Source organism: Pedobacter sp. AC163 (genome assembly GCF_979258665.1).
Genome location: NZ_OZ409872.1, coordinates 3,821,630 through 3,844,405 on the forward strand (window position 1 = coordinate 3,821,630; position 22,776 = coordinate 3,844,405).

Annotated in this window: 19 protein-coding genes; 7 read left to right on the top strand and 12 right to left on the bottom strand. The window is 37.8% G+C overall.

Annotation, left to right across the window (positions count from 1 at the left end; genetic code table 11):
* Positions 1-697: 697 nt before the first annotated feature.
* The 6 genes from ACZZZK_RS16510 to mutL form a co-directional block, all read right to left on the bottom strand.
* On the bottom strand, positions 698-3,424 hold the full coding sequence (locus ACZZZK_RS16510; protein WP_463485088.1) for a carboxypeptidase regulatory-like domain-containing protein: 2,727 nt from the start codon (positions 3,422-3,424) through the stop codon (positions 698-700).
* Between the two features lie 172 nt (positions 3,425-3,596).
* On the bottom strand, positions 3,597-4,229 hold the full coding sequence (locus ACZZZK_RS16515; protein WP_056848465.1) for an NAD(P)H-dependent oxidoreductase: 633 nt from the start codon (positions 4,227-4,229) through the stop codon (positions 3,597-3,599).
* A gap of 113 nt (positions 4,230-4,342) precedes the next feature.
* Entirely contained in the window at positions 4,343-5,449 is a 1,107-nt protein-coding gene (locus ACZZZK_RS16520; RefSeq protein WP_463485089.1) for an endonuclease/exonuclease/phosphatase family protein, read from the bottom strand.
* Positions 5,449-6,303, bottom strand: coding sequence for a rhomboid family intramembrane serine protease (locus ACZZZK_RS16525; RefSeq protein ID WP_463485090.1), 855 nt, complete (start codon positions 6,301-6,303; stop codon positions 5,449-5,451). The genes ACZZZK_RS16520 and ACZZZK_RS16525 overlap by 1 nt, the downstream gene beginning before the upstream one ends.
* Positions 6,296-7,000, bottom strand: a complete 705-nt coding sequence (locus tag ACZZZK_RS16530; RefSeq protein ID WP_056848468.1) for a rhomboid family intramembrane serine protease — start codon at positions 6,998-7,000, stop codon at positions 6,296-6,298. The genes ACZZZK_RS16525 and ACZZZK_RS16530 overlap by 8 nt, the downstream gene beginning before the upstream one ends.
* Positions 7,001-7,175: 175 nt before the next feature.
* On the bottom strand, positions 7,176-9,011 hold the full coding sequence (gene mutL, locus ACZZZK_RS16535; protein WP_463485091.1) for a DNA mismatch repair endonuclease MutL: 1,836 nt from the start codon (positions 9,009-9,011) through the stop codon (positions 7,176-7,178).
* Positions 9,012-9,286: 275 nt separating this feature from the next.
* Here mutL and ACZZZK_RS16540 point away from each other — a divergent pair, with 275 nt between their 5' ends.
* On the top strand, positions 9,287-10,921 hold the full coding sequence (locus ACZZZK_RS16540; protein ID WP_463485092.1) for an amidohydrolase: 1,635 nt from the start codon (positions 9,287-9,289) through the stop codon (positions 10,919-10,921).
* Positions 10,908-12,725 carry a serine hydrolase domain-containing protein gene (locus tag ACZZZK_RS16545; RefSeq protein WP_463485093.1) on the top strand — a complete coding sequence of 606 codons (1,818 nt, stop codon included), beginning with the start codon at positions 10,908-10,910 and terminating at the stop codon, positions 12,723-12,725. The genes ACZZZK_RS16540 and ACZZZK_RS16545 overlap by 14 nt, the downstream gene beginning before the upstream one ends.
* 109 nt (positions 12,726-12,834) lie before the next feature.
* Here the strand turns inward: ACZZZK_RS16545 and ACZZZK_RS16550 are convergent, their stop codons facing one another.
* The 5 genes from ACZZZK_RS16550 to ACZZZK_RS16570 form a co-directional block, all read right to left on the bottom strand.
* Positions 12,835-13,437, bottom strand: a complete 603-nt coding sequence (locus ACZZZK_RS16550; RefSeq protein WP_463485094.1) for a tetratricopeptide repeat protein — start codon at positions 13,435-13,437, stop codon at positions 12,835-12,837.
* 91 nt (positions 13,438-13,528) lie between these two features.
* A complete protein-coding gene (locus tag ACZZZK_RS16555; RefSeq protein ID WP_463485095.1) occupies positions 13,529-14,248 on the bottom strand; it encodes a sterol desaturase family protein in 720 nt (239 codons plus the stop codon).
* A gap of 67 nt (positions 14,249-14,315) precedes the next feature.
* Complete coding sequence (locus tag ACZZZK_RS16560; protein WP_463485096.1) at positions 14,316-14,909, bottom strand: Crp/Fnr family transcriptional regulator; 594 nt, start codon at positions 14,907-14,909, stop codon at positions 14,316-14,318.
* A 13-nt stretch (positions 14,910-14,922) separates the two neighbouring features.
* Positions 14,923-15,765 (bottom strand): DUF6929 family protein, encoded by an 843-nt coding sequence (locus ACZZZK_RS16565; RefSeq protein WP_463485097.1) that lies wholly within the window; start codon positions 15,763-15,765, stop codon positions 14,923-14,925.
* A 99-nt stretch (positions 15,766-15,864) separates the two neighbouring features.
* Positions 15,865-16,827 (bottom strand): isopenicillin N synthase family dioxygenase, encoded by a 963-nt coding sequence (locus ACZZZK_RS16570; RefSeq protein ID WP_463485098.1) that lies wholly within the window; start codon positions 16,825-16,827, stop codon positions 15,865-15,867.
* Between the two features lie 246 nt (positions 16,828-17,073).
* On the opposite strand from ACZZZK_RS16570, the gene msrA reads away from it, so the two are divergent.
* Both msrA and cysS read left to right on the top strand, forming a co-directional pair.
* On the top strand, positions 17,074-17,673 hold the full coding sequence (msrA, locus tag ACZZZK_RS16575) for a peptide-methionine (S)-S-oxide reductase MsrA (protein WP_265801735.1): 600 nt from the start codon (positions 17,074-17,076) through the stop codon (positions 17,671-17,673).
* Positions 17,674-18,008: 335 nt separating this feature from the next.
* Positions 18,009-19,469, top strand: a complete 1,461-nt coding sequence (gene cysS / locus ACZZZK_RS16580) for a cysteine--tRNA ligase (RefSeq protein WP_463485099.1) — start codon at positions 18,009-18,011, stop codon at positions 19,467-19,469.
* A gap of 21 nt (positions 19,470-19,490) precedes the next feature.
* Here the strand turns inward: cysS and ACZZZK_RS16585 are convergent, their stop codons facing one another.
* Positions 19,491-19,655 carry a hypothetical protein gene (locus tag ACZZZK_RS16585; RefSeq protein WP_463485100.1) on the bottom strand — a complete coding sequence of 55 codons (165 nt, stop codon included), beginning with the start codon at positions 19,653-19,655 and terminating at the stop codon, positions 19,491-19,493.
* Between the two features lie 15 nt (positions 19,656-19,670).
* Here ACZZZK_RS16585 and ACZZZK_RS16590 point away from each other — a divergent pair, with 15 nt between their 5' ends.
* The 3 genes from ACZZZK_RS16590 (at position 19,671) to ACZZZK_RS16600 (ending at position 22,696) form a co-directional block, all read left to right on the top strand.
* Positions 19,671-20,651 carry a M28 family peptidase gene (locus tag ACZZZK_RS16590; RefSeq protein WP_463485101.1) on the top strand — a complete coding sequence of 327 codons (981 nt, stop codon included), beginning with the start codon at positions 19,671-19,673 and terminating at the stop codon, positions 20,649-20,651.
* Positions 20,652-20,731: 80 nt separating this feature from the next.
* Positions 20,732-21,589 (top strand): DUF4440 domain-containing protein, encoded by an 858-nt coding sequence (locus tag ACZZZK_RS16595; RefSeq protein WP_463485102.1) that lies wholly within the window; start codon positions 20,732-20,734, stop codon positions 21,587-21,589.
* Between the two features lie 222 nt (positions 21,590-21,811).
* A complete protein-coding gene (locus ACZZZK_RS16600; RefSeq protein WP_463485103.1) occupies positions 21,812-22,696 on the top strand; it encodes a glycerophosphodiester phosphodiesterase family protein in 885 nt (294 codons plus the stop codon).
* Positions 22,697-22,776 lie beyond the last annotated feature (80 nt).

Here is a 22,776-nt window from a genome sequence, read left to right on the forward strand (position 1 = left end):
GTATCAGAAGAGATCTCTCCGCAGTGAAAAACTGCGTTCGAGATGACGCCGGTTGGTGTTGATTTTTTGGAGAATCATTCTTATCCTTCAAATAATACTTTATTTTAAAGTCATTTTGTATTGATCGCCGTCATTTCGGATTGAGCTTTTCGCGATTGAGAAATCTACTTGATATGTATCAGAAGAGATCTCTCCGCAGTGAAATAATGCGTTCGAGATAACGCCGGTTGGTGTTGATTTTTTGGAGAATCATTCCTATCCTTCAAATAATACTTTGTTTTAAAGTTATTTTGTATTGATCGCCGTCATTTCGAAATGAGCTTTTCGCGATTGAGAAATCTACTTGATATGTATCGGAAGAGATCTCTCCGCAGTGAAAAACTGCGTTCGAGATGACGACAGTTGGTGTTGAATTTTCGAAGAATCACGCTTATCCTTCAAACAATACTTTGTTTTAAAGTTATTTTGTATTGATCGCCGTCATTTCAAAATGAGCTTTTCGCGATTGAGAAATCTACTTGCTATGTATCGGAAGAGATCTCTCCGCAGTGAAATAATGCGTTCGAGATGATGATAGTTGGTGTTTCAATGTTTTAAAGAAATCATCATAAATGGTCACGAAAATTCGAAAATCTTGAAGCGACAGGTAAAAAGCGCTTCAAGATTCCGATCAAATTATCATGCGAATATTGCTTTTCTACTTCACCAAATATTTCATTACCGATCGGCCAATATTTCCGTTGGCGTCAATACCTTCTATAATCACTTTATATTGCCCTTTACCATCGGCGTTATAAAACTCTACCGAAGAATTTCCAGTGGCATCTGTTACAATTTTTGGATTCCAATAAATAGTGGTGCGCAGATCATTTCTGTTCATATTTGCCGGTACATCATAACGTGGCGAGTAGAACTGTTTTTCCTTATTATATCCCTGCGGAGAGAAGGTAAGCTCGTAGTTTTTAGGCAACATATCCAAAAGTTGTGCTTTCGATATTTTCTGTCCTTTCGGTGCTTTTTTCTGATTGATTACGATTACCCCGTTTACATTGTTTGCTCTGTTTACCAAGCCGAGCTCATCCCTTAAAAAGATTTCTATCGATTCTATTTCTGATGCATTTAAGGTATTAATCTGATTTACATCCACATTCATTCCATTGATGAAAATGCCCATTGGCGTTCTGTTTCCTTGGTTATAATCTCTGCTCACATAAAAATTATTATCCATATAAGTTACACCAGCCATCATCGTTTGCAAACAGTTAATCAGCAAATTACAGCCTTGTAATCTATCGCCTGTTATCTCATGGTCGGCAATTTGACTTAAACCACTTAAAGCAGGATAATCTTTGTGGCTCACCTTTGGTATTGTAGCCGCTTTAATGGTCACATCTTTTAAAGTGTGTAAATAAGCATACTGTTTTTTACTATTATCTAAGTAAGTGGTTAATGCGCTATCGATATTTAAAACCTCTTCTGCCGCACTAAAATTTCTGGTTAAGGCAGGCGTTGGCGATCCATTTAAACTAATCGTCATGGCTTTATAGTTCACATTATATTTGGCCGAGATGGTTACTTTTGATGAATCATTTAACACTAGATTTTGTATTTTAAAATTACCTACCGGATCTGTAGTCACCTGCGAATTGAAACGCTTATCTGGTATGGTTACCAGTATCGTGCCCTTTCTTACAGGAATACCATTATTCATTCTTAAAACACCCGTAAGGTCGATACCTTGTTCAGGCAAGAAGCTGATTTTTGGCAATTTGTTACTTAAAATGTCAGTGTATTTAAAAGATCGATATCCTTGGGTAAGCAACAAAACGTCCAGGTCGGCATTTTTCTTCGCATCGGGTGCGTTGAAGTAATAATTTGGTTTTTCAATGTATCCTTTTAGGTCGCTGCTTAAAAGTAATCCAGTTAAAATGGTTGTAGCACCATCTTCACTAGAGGGAACTTTGCTCTCATCAACAACAGCAATGGAAAATGAGCCCTCTACCGGAACACCATCTTTTTTGGCGGCGATATTCACCTTTACCTTTTTCTTAATTCCAGATGTTGGTGTGGGCGTTGATAGTGCTACATTCAATGTGTTTTTATTCTGTACGAAAACCAATCTCTCGCTTAAGGGCTTTCCTGCATCTGTAAATAAGGTAAACTGGGCAATTCCCATTGGGAATTTAGATTTCAAAATAGTGGTGCTATATTCTTTGGAAGAAAGTGCAGTTTGGGCACCGTAACAAATAACGCCTTTGCTTTGTGCAACCAGGTAAAATTTCTTGCCTTGGTTCTGCTGGAAAAAAGTATCATTTGAAATAATTTTAACCGCAACATTTTCCGTATTGCTATTATCGATATTTACTAAAATGCCTGATTCGTTTACTGCTGGTAGCGAATAACTTTGTGTCGTTCCATCTGCAAAGGTTACATTGGCTTTGTAAGTTTTTCCACTTTCGGCAAACAAATTAAAGCTTCCCATTCCTAACCTTTGTGCCGTAAATGTGGCAACCTGTTTGCCATCATTATCGGTTATGGTACCTTTTGAATTAATCCCCAAACCATCACTTTTAATAGCTTTAAAGGCGACTTTATTGGTTAGGCCAGCAATCAGACTTCCTCCTTCAGGAAAAAGTTGAAAATCTTTAGTAACGATGGCATTCTCCAGCTGAAAACTATTGCTCACCAGATCTTTCTCGGTAGTATTAATGGAGGTAATCAGTTCACCTTTTTTAAGCTGATATTCGGCTTTTTGATTGGCAGTCATGGCGACGGTGAGGTAGCCGTTCGCATCGGTAGTTCCTCTGCCTTTTGCAATCACCGTAAAGCTTGTTACCACCTGCCAGCTTACGTTTCTATTTGCATAAGGCTTATTATTTGCATCTTTGAACTGGATACGGGCATCAATTTTCTCCAGCTTGTCTGTTGAGGTATTCTTGTAAGTGATATGCGTTTTAACTTCTTTGTCTATCGCCTCACCCACGTAAAAAGTCTTGTTGAAATAACTCGGGTCGTCGAAATTTAACATCCACATGGTGTAAGCCCGAATATGGTAATTTCCTTGCTTATAGTTTACCTGATCTAATGGAAAACTTCCGTTCGCCACGCCACCTACAATAGGCAATTTCAAGGTTTGGATAAGCGAATCCTTTTGGTTGATCACATCAACATAAACGATTTTGCTTATGCCCGATAAGAAATTTTGATTTTCCGTTACATAAGCCTTAAACCACACGGTATCGGCAATGGCATAATAAGGCTTATCGAAATGAAGATAAATTTTTTCGGCAGGATAATCGTTTAGAACTTTACTGGTTGTCGCTATTAAAGTATTGATGCTAACGGTATCAGTTTGTGCCGACGAAGATAAATTTAGGAGTGATAAGATTGAAAATATTAAAAACGGTAATCTAAAAATCTTCATGAATTGGAAATTAAATACTAAAAGGTAAATATATCCAATTAAAAATAGAGCACCTAAATTGTATGCATCTTTAACATTTTTTTACATAAAAGAAGTTAGGAAAAAAAAAAGGCAAAAAAAAACAAGCTACTTTTAAATAGCTTGTTCCGTTATACCTTTGGATGTGAATTTCTTATTTGTATTCGATTACGAATTCGTTTAAAGGTGTGCGTACTTTTTTCATGTTCACCAACCAGTCTCCGGCTTCGTCTCTATGGCCCAATGGCAATAAAGTTACACTTTTTAATTGTTTTTTATCCAAGCCTAATAATTCATCTAATTCTGCAGCATTAAAACCTTCCATTGGAGTAGAATCTACTTTTAAAAGGGCAGCTTGAGCAAGTGCGATACCAAAGGCAATGTAAGCTTGTTTAGCAGCGTGGTGAAAGTTTTCTTCTGCTGGTTTCGACAAGATCATCCCTTTCAACTGGTTTTTGTAAGCATCAGTTGTATCTAAAGGTAAACCACGTTCCGTATTCATTCTGTCGAACACTTTATCGATACCTTCGTCAGTATAATTTTCTTGCGCTGCAAAAACCAATAGATGTGATGAATCAATAATCTGTGATTGGTTATAAGCAATGGGAGCAATTTTTTCTTTCAATTCTTGATTGGTAATTACAATAACTTTAAACGGCTGCAAGCCCGAAGAAGTTGGTGCCAATAAAGCTGCTTGTATAATTTGATCAACTTTATCTTGTTCTACAGGCTGACCATTCATTTTTTTAACTGCGTAACGCCAGTTTAGTGCATCTATTAAGCTCATGATATTTTCTTTCAATTTTGTGCGTCAAATATCATCATTACAAATTCCTGTTTTGTTGATGTATGGTAAGAAAGCAATCGGTAATAGAAAAGGTGATAAACAAATTTGAGCGTTTATTCGGCAAACTTTAAGTCGCTTCTTACTGGGAAATGATCCGATAGTTTCGCCTCCGTGATGTTATAGTTTAACACTTCGAGATTTTTTGAGGTTAAAATATAATCGATTTGAAAGTTGGGAAATTTACCATTGTAAGTTTTGCCCATACCTGAGCCTTTTTTAACGAAAGCATTGTTTAAGCCCTCAGTAATTTGAGTAACCACATACGATGCTGGAGTATCGTTGAAATCTCCGGCGATTAAATAGGGGGTTTTACATGACGCCATTTCCTTTTTCATCAAATCTACCTGGCCGCTGCGTTTTAGAAACGCACTTTTAAGCATACGCAAAATTCGTTTTGAAGGTTGAAGCTGGGTATTCATTTCTTTAACCTTGTCCAAATATTCGTAATCCTGTTTTTCAAACGAAATAGATTGGAAGTGAACATTGTACACCCGAAGTGTTTTGCCCGAGATATTTAAATCTGCATAGATGCTCATGTTGCCATTGTAACCATCTACGAAAGGGATTTTACCACTACCTACTATCGGATATTTAGTGAAAATAGCCAGCCCGTAAGCCTCGAAGTCGTTCTTATTGGTCGGTACGAAATAGAAATGCTTTAATTTTAAAACCGTTTTTAAGCTATCGATAATATCAAAGTTGCCTTTAAAGCGGGTATAAAATTCCTGGAAACAGATAATATCAGGGTTCTGATCTTTCACTACTTTAAGCATCTTTTCCTTTACCGATTCGTCATTTTCGCCTCCATAAAGTTTAAAAGTATGCACATTGTAGGTCATCATTCTGATGCTATTCTCTACTTTTTCCGGGCCACCTTTATCGCCGCCAAATGAAAAAGTTGCCTTTAAGGTTTTAAAACCAAAAGCAATAACAATGATGCTTACAATAGCAAAAACCCATTTTTTACTAATGCACCACCAAGCCAAAAAAATGATATGAAAAAATAATACATAGGGATAAGCCAGACCAAAAAATGCAATTAATGCATGTTTGCGTGGATCCATATTGCCGGCAACAGTACCAAGTATTAAAGCAATTGCCAGTAGTACTGCAACAGGTAGTAAAAGTTTATCGAAGAAATTGTATTTCTTTTTCGCCATTAATCTTTGCTTGCTTTAAAAAGTTTTTCTTTCTCTGTAGCAGATAGTTTATCGTAACCTGATGAAGATATTTTATCTAAAATGGCATCAATTTCCTGTTGAGAAACCTCATTAAAAACCGGTTTTCTCGGAGTAGGTTTTTCATTGCGTACAACCTTTAGTTTAGGTTTGCGTTCGAAGATCTTGCTCCAGTCGCTCCCTTTTTGCAAACTTTTAATAAAGATGAAACCCAGAAGTGCGCCTCCGATATGCGCTAAATTCCCTCCTGCATTAGCAGACGATAAGCCTAAAAACGACAACAGGAAATATACAATGGCCACCCATTTTATTTTTACTTCTCCAAAAAGCAAGAGCATAATGCTATAGTTTGGTACCAGTGTAGCCGTGGCCACAATGATAGCCATTACCGCAGCCGAAGAACCAACAACAGTTCTGTTTATTATTCCATCAGCAAAGGCAGGAATGATATTTAACCCGGCGATATAAATTAAAGCGCCAACTAACCCGCCTGCGAGATAAACAAAATGAAATTGACGGGACTTCAAAAAGTTCATAAAGATATTACCAAACCAGAATAAACCAAGCATGTTAAACAGCAGGTGTAGAAAGCCATCATGGAAAAACATGTAGGTGAAAATGGTATAGAATCGGGTTGGCAAAGCGGTAATTTGAGCCGGTACGCCAAAATATTCTCTAATCCAATCTCCAATGATGAAATCGGTTCTGCCTAAAAATAAGAATACAGCAATAATGGCGGTAACCAAAAAGATAATCACGTTTATTCCTATATATAGAAATAGCGGATTGCCCGATTGAAAAATCTTAAACTTTAAATCTTTAACCGTATTATTCATAGTAAGTATAAAAGTTTGTGTTCTTATCTTTCCAAATTTTAACCAGGATGAAGCCGATTAAAGCACCGCCTAAGTGTGCGTAATGTGCAATTGAATCGCCTTCGAAACGACTAACGCCTAAAAATAATTCAACTAAAATATAAAATGGGATGATATATTTGGCTTTAACCGGTACCGGAATAAACATAATATAAAGTTCAGCATTTGGATATAACATTCCAAAAGCTACTAACAACCCGAATACTGCTCCAGATGCTCCTAACATGCCTCCACCGTAAATTTGTCCTATGGTTTGGTAATCTGCCTGACTTTTTATTTGATTTTGCCAGCCTTCGTACAGCGTAAAATGGCCAATAATTTGGTTAACCTCTATGGCTTGAACTGCCCATTGGAGTAATAAAGCGCCCAGGCCAGTTATCAAATAAAATATCAGGAATTTTTTGCCTCCCCAACGCGTTTCCAATAAACTACCGAAGGAGTAAAGCGCAAACATATTAAAGAAAATGTGAGCAATACCACCATGCATAAACATATAAGTGATTACTTGCCAGCCGCCAAATTTGGGAGAGTCAAAATAATAAACCGCTAACATATCTTCCAAATTAATGGTAGAACTTAAAAAATAAGTTCCCACAAAAAAGAGAATGTTAATAATTAGTAGGTTTTTAACTATTGGAGGGATATACAGGTTGTTCATTTATGAATTTATTTGCCCCACCCAACCTCCCCAGAAGGGAGGAGTTTAAAGCGTTATTGTTATGTTTTTCTATTTTCTTTATTCAGGAATCTTTGCTCTTTGTTCCTGGCTCTTTGCTCTTTGCTCCAGGCTCTTTGCTCTTTGTCCCTTGCTCCTTATTCCTTAATCTTCGCCCTTACTTTTCAAACTTTTTATCTAATTCTCCCAAGGTTATGGTTTGAATTACTGGTTTTCCGCTCACGCTAAAATTAGGAGTTTTACAGGCAAAAAGTTCATCAATTAGCGTATTCATTTCTTCCTGGCTTAATGCGGTTCCCGCTTTTATAGCACTGTTTTTTGCCAGGGTTCGAGCCAGGCTATCTCTTTTAGTTAACTTTAATTCCTGCTGAGAGTTTTTAAAACCTTCAATTAGTTGCTCAAATAGCTGTGTTTCATTAATATTGCTGCTTCCTAAATCAACCGGAACACCTTCTACAACCAACGTATTTTTTCCGAATTCACGTACATCGAAGCCTAAACTCTTTATATCGTCCAATAAACTTTTGGCCAGTTCGAAATCGTTGGCGTTAAGGGTAATGGTTTGCGGAAATAAACTTTGTTGCGATGCGCCTTTCCTATCGTCTAAATGTACTAGAAATCGTTCATAAAGAATACGCTCGTGTGCCATTTGTTGATCGATAACCATTAAACCCGATTTAATCTGCGAAACAATGTAACGGTTATGCAATTGCATATATTGCTTTTGCTTCGTTTCAAAAACCGGTTCGTCGTTGTAAAACGATGTTTGTTCGATCACCGGTTGCTCCACCACTTCATAAAGCGAGCCCCAGTTTTTAGCACTCGGTTTTGCTTCATAGTTTCTTGATGAGGTGGCATATCCCGAAGTGGAACTGCTGTCGCTGGCAAAAGGATTAAAATCGGGATTGAAATTAATACTAGGCGGAACAATATCTTCCACTGCTTTTTGCGTAATCATGTTGCTGAAACCCGTTTCCTGATCAAAATCTAAAGTAGGAGAGATGTTATATCTGCCAATAGAACGCTTAACCGCCGATTTCATAATCGCATAAATAGATTTTTCATCTAAATACTTAATCTCCGTTTTGGTAGGGTGAACGTTTACATCAATTTTTGAAGGATCAATTTCAATGAAGAGGACGTATAACGGGTAGCTATCATCTGGCAAAAGATCTTCAAAAGCCGAACTTACAGCGTGATTTAAATACGGATCTTTAATAAATCGATTGTTTACAAAAAAGAATTGCTCGCCACGGGTTTTCTTGGCGAAAGCCGGTTTTCCGATGTAGCCTTTTAAATTAATGATGGTTGTTTCCTCTTCTACAGGAACCAATCGCTCGTTGTAATTATTGCCGAAAATGTGGACAATACGTTGTTTCAAGTTCCCTTTTGGGAGGTTAAAAATTTCTGTTCCGTCATGATGCAAGCTGAAAAATACGGTCGGGTGTGCTAGTGCCACCCTTGTAAATTCATCAATAATATGACGCATTTCTACCGGATTGCTCTTTAAAAAATTACGACGGGCAGGGGTATTGTAAAACAAATTTTTAATGGCAATCTGTGTGCCCGCAGGCGTCGCCACCGGTTCTTGTGCTGTTACTACAGCACCTTCAATAGAAATGCAGGTACCAATTTCGTCTTCATGGCGGCGGGTTTTCATTTCTACCTGAGAAATTGCAGCTATCGAAGCCATCGCTTCGCCACGAAAACCCATTGTACGAATAGCAAATAAATCTTCGGCCTTTTTTACTTTTGAGGTGGCGTGGCGCTCGAAACACATTCTGGCATCGGTAACGCTCATGCCGCAACCATTGTCAACGATCTGAATGAGTGCTTTTCCGGCATCTTTTATCACCAATTGAATTTTATCTGCGCCAGCATCAATTGAATTTTCAAGTAATTCTTTTACAGCAGAAGCAGGTCGTTGAACAACTTCTCCGGCAGCAATTTGATTGGCAACAGCATCAGGCAATAAGTGAATAATATCAGTCATGTATTAGGGCAAAGTGAATTTGCTAAATTATGCAAAATAAGCTTAAGGATTTGGCTTTGTTTAAAACTCAACATGTAAATGACGGTTCGAAAAAGTCCAAAGTCAACAGTCTGAAGTCCTAAGTCTTTTGACTTGAACATCACCTATCAATTGTGCATCTCCTTTTAATCTTGATAAGAAAATATTAATGATCGCCAGCCGAATTTAAGAGCTAACCAATTTCGTAATCGGCATTTTACAAAGCCAATTCATTTCAATTTTCTATCTTTAACAACATGAAATCATTTCTCTGCGTCCTTTCTTTGGCGTTGTTTTTTTCTTCCTGCGGGAAAAAAGAACAAGCTGACCTGATCATTTATAATGCCACTATTTATACTGTTAATGATCAATTCGAAAAAGTTGAAGCTTTTGCCGTTAAAGATGGAAAAATTCTAAGTTTAGGTTCTTCAAAAGATATTCAGTCAAAATACGAGGCTAAAGAAGAAGTTGATGCCGATGGAAAATCTGTTTACCCAGGTTTTATTGATGCACATGCACATTTTTTTGGATACGGACAAAGCCTGCAAACAGCAGATTTAAGGGATACCAAATCCTGGGACGAGATTTTGGAGAGATTGAAAGCGTTCGCTAAAACCCATCCGGATGGTTGGTTAATTGGCAATGGCTGGGATCAAAATGATTGGGAACATAAAGCTTTCCCCACCAATGAAAAATTAACGGAATTGTTTCCAAACCGGCCAGTATTGTTAAATCGCGTAGATGGACATGCTGCTGTGGTTAATCAAAAAGCCTTCGATGAAGCTGGGATAAAAGGCGAGCAGAAATTAGTGGGTGGTGATATGCTTACCGCAAACGGGAAATTGACGGGAGTTTTAATTGATAATGCGGTTGGCCTTGTAGATAGCAAAATTCCTTCCCCAGATGAAAAACTGGCAACTAAAATTTTAACCGATGCGCAAACAAATTGTTTTGCCGCTGGCTTAACAACGATCGATGATTGTGGCTTACCCTTCCAAGCGGTAGATTTTATCGAAAAAATGCAAAAGAACGGAAAGTTGAAAATGCGTTTATATGTCATGTTATCCGATGCTGAACAAAATTATGATTACCTGTTTAAACGCGGAGCGATAAAAACCGATCGACTAAATGTTCGCTCATTTAAAGTTTATGCTGATGGCGCTTTGGGATCAAGAGGAGCATGTTTATTGCATCCTTACAACGATATGCCAGCGAAAAGCGGTTTCTTGTTGAGCAATCAGAAGCATTTTGAGGAGGTAGCTGCAAAAATTGCAGCGCATAATTTTCAAATGTGCACCCATGCCATTGGCGATTCTGCCAACCGGTTAATGCTCAACATTTATAATAAAGTGCTCAAAGGCAAAAACGATAAACGCTGGAGAATTGAGCATGCTCAGGTGGTAAACTCAAATGATTTCGCTCTTTTTGGAAAAGCGAATATTATTCCTTCCGTTCAGCCAACACACGCTACTTCGGATATGTATTGGGCTGGAGAAAGATTGGGGCCAGAGCGGGTTAAAGATGCTTATGCCTATAAACAACTCCTTAAACAAAATGGCTGGATACCCCTGGGAACTGATTTTCCGGTGGAAAACATTAATCCATTATTAACGTTTTATGCTGCAACAGTAAGAGAAGATGGAAAGGGTTTTCCGAAAGGCGGTTTTCAAATGGAAAATGCGCTTACACCAGAAGAAGCTTTACGTGGAATGACCATTTGGGCCGCAAAAGCGAATTTTGAAGAAAAGGAAAAAGGCAGTTTAGAAAAAGGTAAGTTTGCCGATTTTGTTATTCTTGATCATGATATTTTAACATCAACCCCACAAAACATATTAAAAACCAAAGTTTTAAAAACCTATTTGAACGGAGAAAAAGTATATGAAGCGAAATAGATTAGTCATTCTGGCCGTAGCGAGTTTCTTTAATGTTTTATGTTTAATGGCTTGTGCCCAAGACCATGCTACAAACGAAAAAAAGCTTTCTGTTGCCAATAACATTACCAGTTCAACCATTTTGCTGAACAATAAAGATGCTGTTATACCCTTAAAATCTCTCGATAAAATAAACATTGCCTCAGTAAGTCTGGGGTTTTCTTACAGCTTAGTTTTTGATAGTTTAGCTAACAAATATGATAAAATTACATCGTTTTCTGCAGATAAATATAAGGATAGCGTAAACTTGAATGATCTGGAAGACGACCTTAAGTATTTCAACGTTGTGCTGATTGCCATTGATGATCAGCAAACCAACAATGCCAAATACATCAATTTTATTAACAGTTTAAGCAAAACAAAAAAGGTGATCATTTCCCTTTTTGGAAATGGAACAGCATTAAAATCGTTTGATTTACTCCAGTCGCCCATTATTTGGACGGGAGAAAATACTGCAGACGCGGCGGCCATTGTTCCGCAATATATTTTTGGTGGCATTGCAGCGGTAAATAAATTAACTAAAGCCTATTCTGCAAAATATACCATAGGCTCTGGCTTTACAACTGACAAAACCCGGTTGAAATATACTGTGCCAGAAGATGCTGGTGTAAACTCTAATAACCTAAAAGAAATTGATGCGATTGCCGAGGAAACCATTAGAGAAAAGGCAGCCCCAGGTTTGGTGGTTTTGGTGGCGAAGGATGGGAAAGTGATTTTTAATAAGGCTTACGGAACACACACTTATGATACTAATCTTCCTGATAAGGTTACCGATATTTTCGATTTGGCTTCGGTAACGAAAGTTACAGCCACCACACCTTCGGTAATGCGTTTGTTCGAGGAGGGGAAGTTGAAATTGGATACTAATATCGGCGCCTATATTCCGAAAGCCCGAACCACACCTATGAACAACATTCAAGTTCGAGAGGTGATGCTGCACCAGGCTGGTTTTATTCCCTATATTCCATTCCACAATTACGTAAAAACAGGCGATTACAGCGTAGATTCTTCTGCTGCTTTCCCAACAAAGGTTGCCGATGGTTATTATATCAAAAAAGACTTTTTTAAGGATTTCATGTGGCCAAAAATGCTCAATTCGCCTATTAAAACCAGAGGGCAATATGTTTACAGCGACATTAGTATGTACGTTATGAAAGATATTGTAGAGCATATTAGTGAGGAACCGTTAAACCAATATACATACGAAAACTTCTACAAACCTTTGGGGATGCAGACGGCCGGATTTTTACCTAGAAATCGTTTCGGTAGAGATCAAATTATCCCTACGGAGCAGGATACCTATTTTAGAAAAACGCTTTTAGTAGGTTATGTTCACGATCAGGGTGCGGCCTTGGCTGGCGGTGTTTCTGGTCATGCGGGCTTATTCTCCAGTGCCAATGATTTGGCCATTATTTACCAAATGTTGCTAAACCGTGGAACTTATGGTGGTACGCAATATTTTAAACCAGAAACGGTTGATATGTTTACATCAAAACAATCAAATGTGAGCCGCCGTGGTTTAGGTTTCGATCGTTGGGACCCGGATAGTACAAAACACTACCCATCCAATCTGGCTTCACCGCAAACTTATGGGCATACCGGGTACACAGGCACTTGTGTTTGGGTAGATCCATCAAGAGGTTTGGTATATGTTTTCCTTTCCAATAGGGTTAATCCAAGCGTGAGCGATAAGCTTGGGAACTTAAGAATCAGAGGACGGATTCAAGATGTAATTAACAAAGCGATTGACGAATCGAAGAAATAGAATAGGGTTAATATTCGTTATTGCTAAGTTTAGAATCACGTCATTGCAAGGTACAAAGCGATTGAAGCTTAATAGATTGCTTCGTACCCCGCACTGACGAATATTTCAATTATTCATCATCCAATAAGGTGATGCAATTATCAGAAAGTTTCTTTATTCGTGTATCAAATGTTTTAAGCGCTTCATTGTTTTTAGATGTTTGATACAGATAAGTGATGATACCTTTAGTCGAATCATCCGGGTCGCAGGCGTAAGATTTTTCTAAATATGCAGCGGTTTTTGTCGATAGTTTTTTATAATCTTCTACCAATTTGCCATAAATGACAACGCTTTTTGAATCAACTGCGGCATTCATCTTTTTAATCATCGCCTGGCAGTCCTTAAAATAATGATTTCCTAAAGCAAGATAAGGCACGTAATATCCAGGCGTTATTTTGATACTTTTTTCATAATATGGAATCGCAAGATTCATTTGATCGGTTTCTTCATAAAGCCTTGCCAGGTGATAGGTTACACTACCCAATTGTTTTTGGTTTAATTCGGATGATCTTTTAATTAATGCTTCTGCTAAATTAATGGCTTTGCTTTTTTCACTTACCTCCAATCTGATTTGCAAAAAGTCCCAGTAGAGGTCTTTAATATCTTGAGTTTGTGAGAAGGCGAACTGCGTAGCGGATAACAGAAATAAAAGTGTCAAGAAGCGTTTTTTCATAGATTAAAATTTTGATGAAGATAAGCATTATGCTACTAGAATTTAAATTCGGCTGGTGTAGACACCAGCCGATAAAACAATCGAAAATGACTTAATGTTCATGCACATCTTTAAATTTGATCATCTCCAATAGTCTTTGCTCCTTTTCATCATCAAATCCGCAGGTGCTTTTAAATTCCTTTGGATTTTCATAGGTGCCAAATAGCATATCCCACCATACAATGTCGCCATAATTATTGCTATGTTTTTCATATTGATGATGAATTCGGTGCATTTCTGGTCGCTGAAAAATGTACCCAATCCATTGTGGTGTTTTCACGTTTGTATGATAAAAAAATTCTCCAAGTGCTGTGCATAAAGTATAGATGGCTCCGGCTTCAGGATTGAGCCCTAATAATGTGTAAACCAAAAGACTTCCAATAATCGAATTTACTGTCATTTCTAAGGGATGTTTGTAGAATGAGGTAATCACTTCTAGGCGTTGCGGACTGTGGTGAATTTGGTGAAAACCCAGCCATAAAAAATCAACAGTATGCCTCCAGCGATGCCACCAATAAAAAATAAATGTGGCAATAAAATAGGCAATAATACCGCCGAGCCAATTGGGAACAAAATGAGAGAGTTGAAAAACGGAGATAGATGAGAGCCATTTTTCCCAGGTAAATCCAGCTAAGACAACTATACTTAACTGAATGAAGTTAACTCCTAAAACCCTGATGGTCCATGTGGAAACGTTTGGCAATTTCCAGCCAGGTTTAATCCTTTCGAGTAAAAAGCAAAAACCAAATACGATAAAAATGATGATTAACATAGATTTAAAATTTATTGCTCAAATCTATGGTGTGTTAGTCTGCTGGCTTTTGACAAAAGTCAAAAAATTATTTTTGCTTTCTAATTCTACTTAAGGTTTCTTGAGAGATCCCCAAATATGAAGCAATGTGTCCTAAAGATACCCTTTGAAAGAGTTGAGGATTTCTTTCCAGTAAATTTTGATACCGTTCTTTTGCGCTCAACATACGCAGTTCGTTTGCTTGTATCTCGTTCCGCATGTGGTAAAATTCGGTTAACTTTCTGCCTGAAAAGTTAAATTCCATAAAGTTTAAGTATAGTTCATCCAGTTTTTCTCTTTTTACAGCAATTAGTTTGCAGTGTTCTAAAGTTTCAATGTATTCAAAACTCGGATTGCCTGTATAAAAGCTGTAGACAGAAATGAGAAGTTGATTTTCGAATAAAAACCAGGTATTTGTTTCTTTACCTTCTTTATCGAGATAGAATATTCTAGCGGCTCCTTTTACAATAAAGTAAATGGTGTTGCTGCGCTCGTCAACACTTAAAAGTTTTGTTTTTTTTGCAACTTCAATAACCTCACTGTTGGCAATGATGGCCGATTTTATTTCATCCTTTAGTGGATAAATATTATCAAAAAGGTTGAAGAGATTTTGATAATCTCTTAGAAATAACTGATTAGCCATAAAAATTTATCAATTATACGGATAATCGCAATTTATAAACGGTGGTTTTCAGTTCATCCGTATCTCTATCTTCACAGAGTAAAAATTCAAGTGTACTTGCCGTTTTCCTGAATAATGAAATCCCTTCAAACTTATGTAAGCCAGGGATCCTGTAGGAAAAGTTGAGTTTCAAACTTTCTGGATTTATACTGCCGATAAAACTGCCCAGGATATCTCCATCGGTATAAGTTGATTTGGTATCTTCGGCCGTAGAGATGAAATAGACATCGTTATTAACAAGTACTGCGTCGGTAAACGAAGATTCTACATGGTTAATGTTAGCGAGCTTCAAACTGGTAAAAGCTATTTTTTCAGCCTTTGCTAAATCTTTTTCAAGGATGCGGAATATTCCGTTTTTGCCATCGTTGCCATTTCCCCTGTTAAAAAGCAACCAGAACCGACCGTTAAAAATTGCTCCTTCGATGTTGAAATTTTCATCGTTAATTTTTGCAATGACCTTCATTTTTTGATAGATACTTGTCAAGTCTTTTGTTAGGATTCGTTGTGATTTAGTGTCAAATTCTACCATCAAATTTCTTTTTGAGGTAGACCCTGATCCTAAAATATAAAACTGATTGGCATTTTGACAAAGCACTTCGAAATCTGGCTTTTGTGGTTTAGGAATGTTTTCTAAGCCTTTTAGTTCACTACCAGGTAAGATTTGAATTTTTCGTAGTTTTTCACTTTTGATATTGAACTCATTCAGGTAACCGCTGTTATCACCAATAATGTAAAGCAAATCCAGCTTAGAAATAATGCCCGAAGCAGAACCAATTCCTTGTATTTCCTTAAAAATTTCTAAATTGATTGAATACATAATTTTAAAGTAACAAAAAAAGCACCGAATTAATCGGTGCTTTTATTCAAATTTGAGCCTGTCGCGGTCCTTCCCTTGGGGGAGGATTTAGGTGAGGCTTTATTTCTTCAGCCCAATTTCTCTAAGTCTTTCATCAAGATATTCGCCAGCTGTCATGTCGCTATAAGCCTTCGGATGTTCGGCATCAATCGTTGAAGGCAGACTTGTCAAATCCATATCACTGCGTGGATGTAAGAAAAATGGAACTGAGAAACGAGAAGTTTTCATCAATTCGCGAGGTGGATTTACCACTCTATGTGTGGTTGATTTTAATTTGTTATTGGTTAAACGTTGCAGCATGTCGCCTACATTTACAACGATATCGGTGTGGTGTGCTTTAATTGGCAACCATTCATTGCTGCGGGTTAAAACCTCCAAGCCGTCTGCGCTGGCTCCAATTAAAAGGGTGATTAAATTGATGTCTTCATGTGCGCCGGCACGAACGGCATCATCAGGAATTAATTCCGGGTTTTCAATAGGAAAGTAGTGAATGCCTCTTAAAATCGAATTTCCGTTATGCACATGTTTGTCAAAATAATCAACTGGCAATTCCAGGTAAGTAGCAATGGCACGTAATAAGTGTGTGCCATTTTCCTGGAGTTTTTTGTAGATATCGCCAGTTACTTTGTTAAATTCTGGAAGCTCTTCTAACACTTCGTTGTCCGGATATTCCTCTTTCACTGGGTCGCCATCGGTAACTTCCTGTCCAATTTGCCAAAACTCTTTCAAATCTGGTGTTTTAGCACCCTTTGCTGTTTCTTTACCGGCACTGGTGTAACCGCGTTGTCCGGCCAATTCTGGCTTCTCGTATTTCCTTTTGGTTTCTACAGGAAGTGAAAATGCAGCTTTAATATTGTCATAAAGCTTATCAATCAATTCCTGACTTAAACCATGATTGGTGATGGTTACAAACCCCGAATCGTTGAAGGCTCTGCCCAACTCATCAGAGAATTTTTTACGTTCTTCTTCAGTTCCGTTGATATAAGAACCTAAATCCAAACAAGGAATATACGGTGTAGACATAAATTTATTTTTAATGTGATACGAATTTAAAAAAGAATTGTTAATAAGTGCGATCGTGGCTAAAATTGTAGCTATAAAAATTTAATTACCAGTAATTTAAGTTATTAACATTAACAGATGAGTTAACAATTTGTTGCGATTGTCATTCAAAATCCATTATTGTGTCCACACAAACTAGTTGCACTTTATTTTCGTAATATTATTAACGAATGCAAATGAAAGCTGCTTCAATAACTAACACACAAAATGAAAAAAATAATTTTAATTTTATTATCAATCCTGGCATTGAACCAAGTTCAGGCGCAGGGGAAAAAAACTGAGAAGGCCACATTTGGAATGGGTTGTTTTTGGTGTACAGAGGCCATATTTCAAAGGCTTAAAGGTGTTACCGCTGTAAAATCTGGATATGAAGGAGGGCGCTTAGCAAACCCAACTTATGAAGAAGTTTGTACAGGTGCAACAGGACACGCAGAGGTTTTAGAGATTACTTATAACCCAATGGTGATTACTTACGATGAGTTGTTGGAAGTTTTTTGGAAAAGCCATGATCCCACTACACTAAACCGCCAGGGTGCAGATTCGGGTACACAGTATCGATCGGTAGTTTTTTATCATAACGCTGAACAAAAAGATTTAGCTTCTAAGTATAAAGCAGAATTGAACAAGAAAAACGCTTTTGGCAAACCTGTGGTCACTGCTATCGAGGCTGCGAAACCTTTTTATGTAGCCGAAAATTATCATCAAAACTATTACCTGAAAAATGGCAGTGAGCCATATTGCAGAGCGGTAATTTTGCCAAAAATGCAAAAACTGGAGAAAATATTTAAAGATAAGTTGAAGAATTAATCATTAGAACGATCGTCATTCCTGACTTCAAGGGAATGACGATTGACTAAAAAAATTGATATAGCCACAGCAGTTGTACTTAGTAGAATGAGTAATGGCTCAAAACATAGTTTCTAAACCGCATTGAAGCGGTATCCCCCGATTCTTTTTTCATCGGGGAATTAGCTCCCGCCTGCCGGTCGGGCAGGAAAAGGCGGACTGCATTACCCGAATAGCACTACAGTACCTTTCTAAAAAATGCTTCTTTTGATTTAAGAATTGTCAATTATCTCATCGGTCAGTTAAACAATGAAGCATTCTTAAAACTTTACGCTGGTAAATATTACATTTGCAGTATGAATACTGGCTTACAGCTTTACAATACCCTTTCGCGTAAAAAAGAACTTTTTCAACCGTTAAACGCTGCTCATGTGGGCATGTATGTTTGCGGACCTACCGTATATAGCGATGTGCATTTGGGCAATTGCCGTACATTTATTTCTTTCGATTTGATTTTCAGATACCTGAAATATTTAGGTTTTAAAGTTCGTTATGTGCGTAATATAACCGATGCAGGACACTTGGAGGGAGATAGGGATGAAGGTGATGATAAGTTTGCAAAACGTGCGAAGCTGGAACAGTTAGAGCCTATGGAAATTGTACAAAAGTACACTCTGGGTTTTCATGATGTGTTACGGATGTTTAATACCTTGCCACCGAGCATCGAACCAACAGCCACTGGCCACATTATCGAACAAATTGAGATGATAAAAGTAATTATTGCCAATGGCTATGGTTATGAGGTGGGCGGAAATGTTTATTTTGATGTAGAAAAATACAGTAAAGAATATAATTATACTATCCTCACCAATCGCAATTTAGAGGATATGTTGAATAATACCCGAGAGTTAGGCGGACAAGATGAGAAACGTGGGCGTTTGGATTTTGCCTTATGGATTAAAGCGAAGCCTGAAACTTTAATGCAGTGGCAATCGCCCTGGGGATTAGGTTTTCCGGGTTGGCATATCGAATGTTCTGCCATGAGCGCAAAATACCTGGGCGATGAATTTGATATTCACGGTGGAGGGATGGATTTAGCCGCTACGCACCACACCAATGAAATTGCACAATCTGAAGCTTGCAGTCACAAACAACCTGCCCGTTATTGGATGCACACCAATATGCTTACCGTAAATGGAACGCGAATGTCTAAATCGGCTGGCAATGGTTTTCTGCCGCTGGAATTATTTACCGGTGCCCATCCGCTTTTGCGAAAAGGTTATAGCCCGATGACGGTTAAGTTTTTCATGCTTCAGGCACATTATCGCAGTACTTTAGATTTTTCTAATGATGCGCTTGATGCTTCTGAAAAAGGTTTCCGCAGGTTGATGGCTGCAGTGAGTTTGCTGGACAAATTAGCCGTTTCTGATCAAAATGATTTCGATATTGTTGCCCTTAAAGAGAAGTGCATTGCCGCAATGAATGATGATTTTAATAGTCCGATTTTAATTGCAGAGCTGTTTGAGGCGGTAAGAATTATTAATACAGTTTACGATGGAAAGGCGAAGATTTCAGCTGAATCTCTTGAGCAGCTGAAAGCATTAGTGAACGATTTTGTTTTCGATATTTTAGGTTTGAAAGACGAAGATGCTGGCAGCAACGATTTAAATGGTGTTTTGGAAATGGTGATCGATCTTCGTACTGAAGCGAAAGCCAATAAAGATTATGCTACCTCAGATAAAATTAGAATTAGATTACAGGAGTTGGGGATTCAACTAAAGGATAGCAAAGAAGGAACGACCTGGAGTAAGGTTTAGGTTTAGTGAGGATCCTGTGGTTTAATAATTAGAAGCATCAATGAGATTGCCACGTCCAGATGAAAAATCCGGACTCGCAATGACGAACTTATTGATGGACTTGATTTTTTTGATACCCCGCTCTTCCGTCCTTGCGAGAATATTCTCCAATTTTTCATCGGTAATATTCGTGGCAATCTCCTTCATAATTTAACATTAACAATGAATAAAAAACTTTTATTTTGGCCTCTAATTGCTTTACTGAGCTTTCAGGCCTGTAAAAATAAATCAGATAAGGCTAGCGATACCGAGACAAATGCAGCTATAACTTTAGTTTCGCCAGAATTTAATGCAGATAGTGCTTATGCTTATGTGAAAGCACAGGTTGATTTTGGACCAAGAATTCCTGGTACTTTGGCGCACCAAAAATGTGCAGAATATTTGGTTAATAAATTGAAGTCATTTGGTGCTGAGGTCAAAATTCAAGGAGAGAAAACGCAAACTTACGATGGCAAGACCTTCCAACTGAAAAACATTTTGGCCAGTTTTAATCCTGAAAATAAAACAAGGGTTTTAATTACGGCCCATTGGGATGCCCGTCCGTTTTCTGATCAGGATTCGAATCCTGCAAACCACAATAAGCCTTTCGATGCGGCAAATGATGGGGGCAGTGGTGTTGGTGTGATCCTTGAAATTGCAAGGCAAATTCAGAAAAAATCGCCAAACGTAGGTATTGATTTTGTATTGTGGGATTTGGAAGACTATGGTAAAGCAAATGATGAAACGCCCGACGAGGTAACCTGGTGTTTAGGCTCACAATTTTGGGCAAAAAATGCGATTGCTGCAGGCTATAAAGCTGGTTACGGGATTAATCTCGACATGGTTGGTGGTGGGAATGCCCAGTTTACGCAAGATGAAATTTCGAGGCAGGCAGCGCCTGACGTAGTGAACAGGGTTTGGGATATTGGTAACGAAATTGGTTATTCATCGTACTTTGCCCGCATTCCGAGCGGGAAAATTGTTGATGATCATTTCTGGATGAACAAAGCTGGAGTGCCATCCATTGATATTATTCACTATAACGATAACAGTGGTTTCTATATCAATTGGCATACCCAACTGGATAACCTCGCAAATATTGACAAAAATACCCTTAAAGCAACCGGGCAGACTGTTCTGGAAACGATTTATCGTGAAAAATAAAATGTGTAATTGTTAATTACTTTTGAAAAGACGGTATCTAAAAAATTCTATATTCGCCAAACATATATCTAAAATTTATAATGAAACAATTATTTTCAACTGCAATATTATCACTTTTGGCAATTGGTGCATGGGCACAAAAAAATGATGGAACCACGAAGTCATTGGTAAGTGCAGAAAAAGATTTCGCAAAATCTATTGCAAAAAATGGAGATAAAGATGCTTATCTGGAGTATTCACTAGCAAGTGCGTTGGTTTTCAGGCCGAATCCGGTAAATGTTAGAACGTTTTACAATGCAAAGAAAACAGATGAAAATACCGTTACCTGGGAACCAAATTTAGCAAAGGTTTCCCGTAGTGGCGATTTAGGTTTCACTACCGGCCCTTACGCGGTGAGTGGTTCGGAGAAAAAATATGGTCAGTATCTATCCATTTGGAAATCGGAGAATGGCAAGTGGAAATTAGCCATTGATTTAGGCACATCGAGCAATAAACCTTTAGATAAATCTGCTCCGAAATTTATTGAACCAAAAGACCATGTTGCCCCAAAATTCTTGAATGAGAAACAATTAAAGGCTGGAAAGGATATCATTTCTACAACTGAAAAAACTTTGAACACGCTTTTGAAAACACATGGTATTGCCGCTTTTGGTGGCTTTTTAACAGAAGATGCCCGTCTGTTATTTCCAGGTAACGAAGCCATTAACGGAAAAGGCAAAATCATTTCTTTTTATAACGGAATGATTAGTAAAATTAACTTAAAAACAACTGGTGTTGATAAGGCAATTGGAAGTGATTTGGCTTATACTTATGGCGTGGCCACAATAGATTATAAAGCCGATTTACGCGAAAGTTTTAACTACGTTTTTGTTTATGAAAAAGCTGCAGATGCCAGTTGGAACTTAATTGTTCAGGCTTTTGTACCTGCAGAAAGATAAATTTACAACGTGAATTACAAGGGCTCTCCTAAAAAGATAGCCCTTTTTTTATGTGCTATAGAGCTGTTCTTTGCACTTTCGTTTCCTTTTAGCCCCGATTGACGCGGGCACGAATCGCGGTTTTCTAGGGAGAGTAAAGCGAAAAGCGGGAACAACATTAAAAATAGTACTGTTTATGCGCTCCAGAAAATATAATAACAAATCATTTTACGTTTTAAGTTCATGAATAAAAGATTACAGATCATACTTCTGCTCTCGCTTACATTTTTACAGGTTTCGGCTCAAAAGCAAAAATTTGATTTACAGGGTAAAGCTGGGGCACGTGGAATAATGCCCGAAAATACAGTTGAAGGTATGCTTAAAGCCCTCGATTTAGGGGTAACGACCATCGAGATGGATGCCGTTATTTCGAAAGATAAAAAAGTTGTGCTATCTCAAGAGCCCTATTTTAACAATGAAATTTCTTTAATGCCGAATGGTAAACCGATTTCTTTGAAAGACCAAAAGAAATACAACATTTACAAAATGGATTACGAGGAGGTGAAGACGTTTGATGTTGGAAGTAAAGTTCATGCTCGTTTTCCCGGTCAGGTGAAGTTTAAAGCCTATAAGCCTTTGCTTCGTGAGACGATTGACGCGGTAGAAACTTATGTGAAAGAAAAAAGGTTAAAAAAGCCTGTTTATAGTATTGAAACGAAAACAATTAAAAATGGAGATAACGATTTTCATCCTGAGCCTGCTGAGTTTGTAGAATTGATTATGGAAGTGGTCAACGCAAAAAAGATTTCGAAACGGGTAATTATTCAATCTTTTGATATGCGAACGCTCCAGTATTTGCATGAGAAATATCCTAAAATACAAACTTCGCTTTTGATTGATGAAAAAGAACCCTTCGAAGATTATATTGAAAAATTAGGTTTCAAGCCTACCATTTACAGTCCATATTCGGTTTTAGTAGGTAAAGGATTGGTAGATCGCTGCCATGCCATGGGCATCAAAATTATTCCGTGGACGGTGAATAGTTTAAAGGAAATTAAATATTTTATGAGTCTGGGCGTTGATGGTGTAATTACCGATTTCCCGAACTTAATGGGGCAGCTGAAATAAATTTGAACTACAAAAAAAGCGTCTCGATTTTAACCTCGGGACGCTTTTTTCTATCGCTATCTGAACTAGTCGGTATAAAC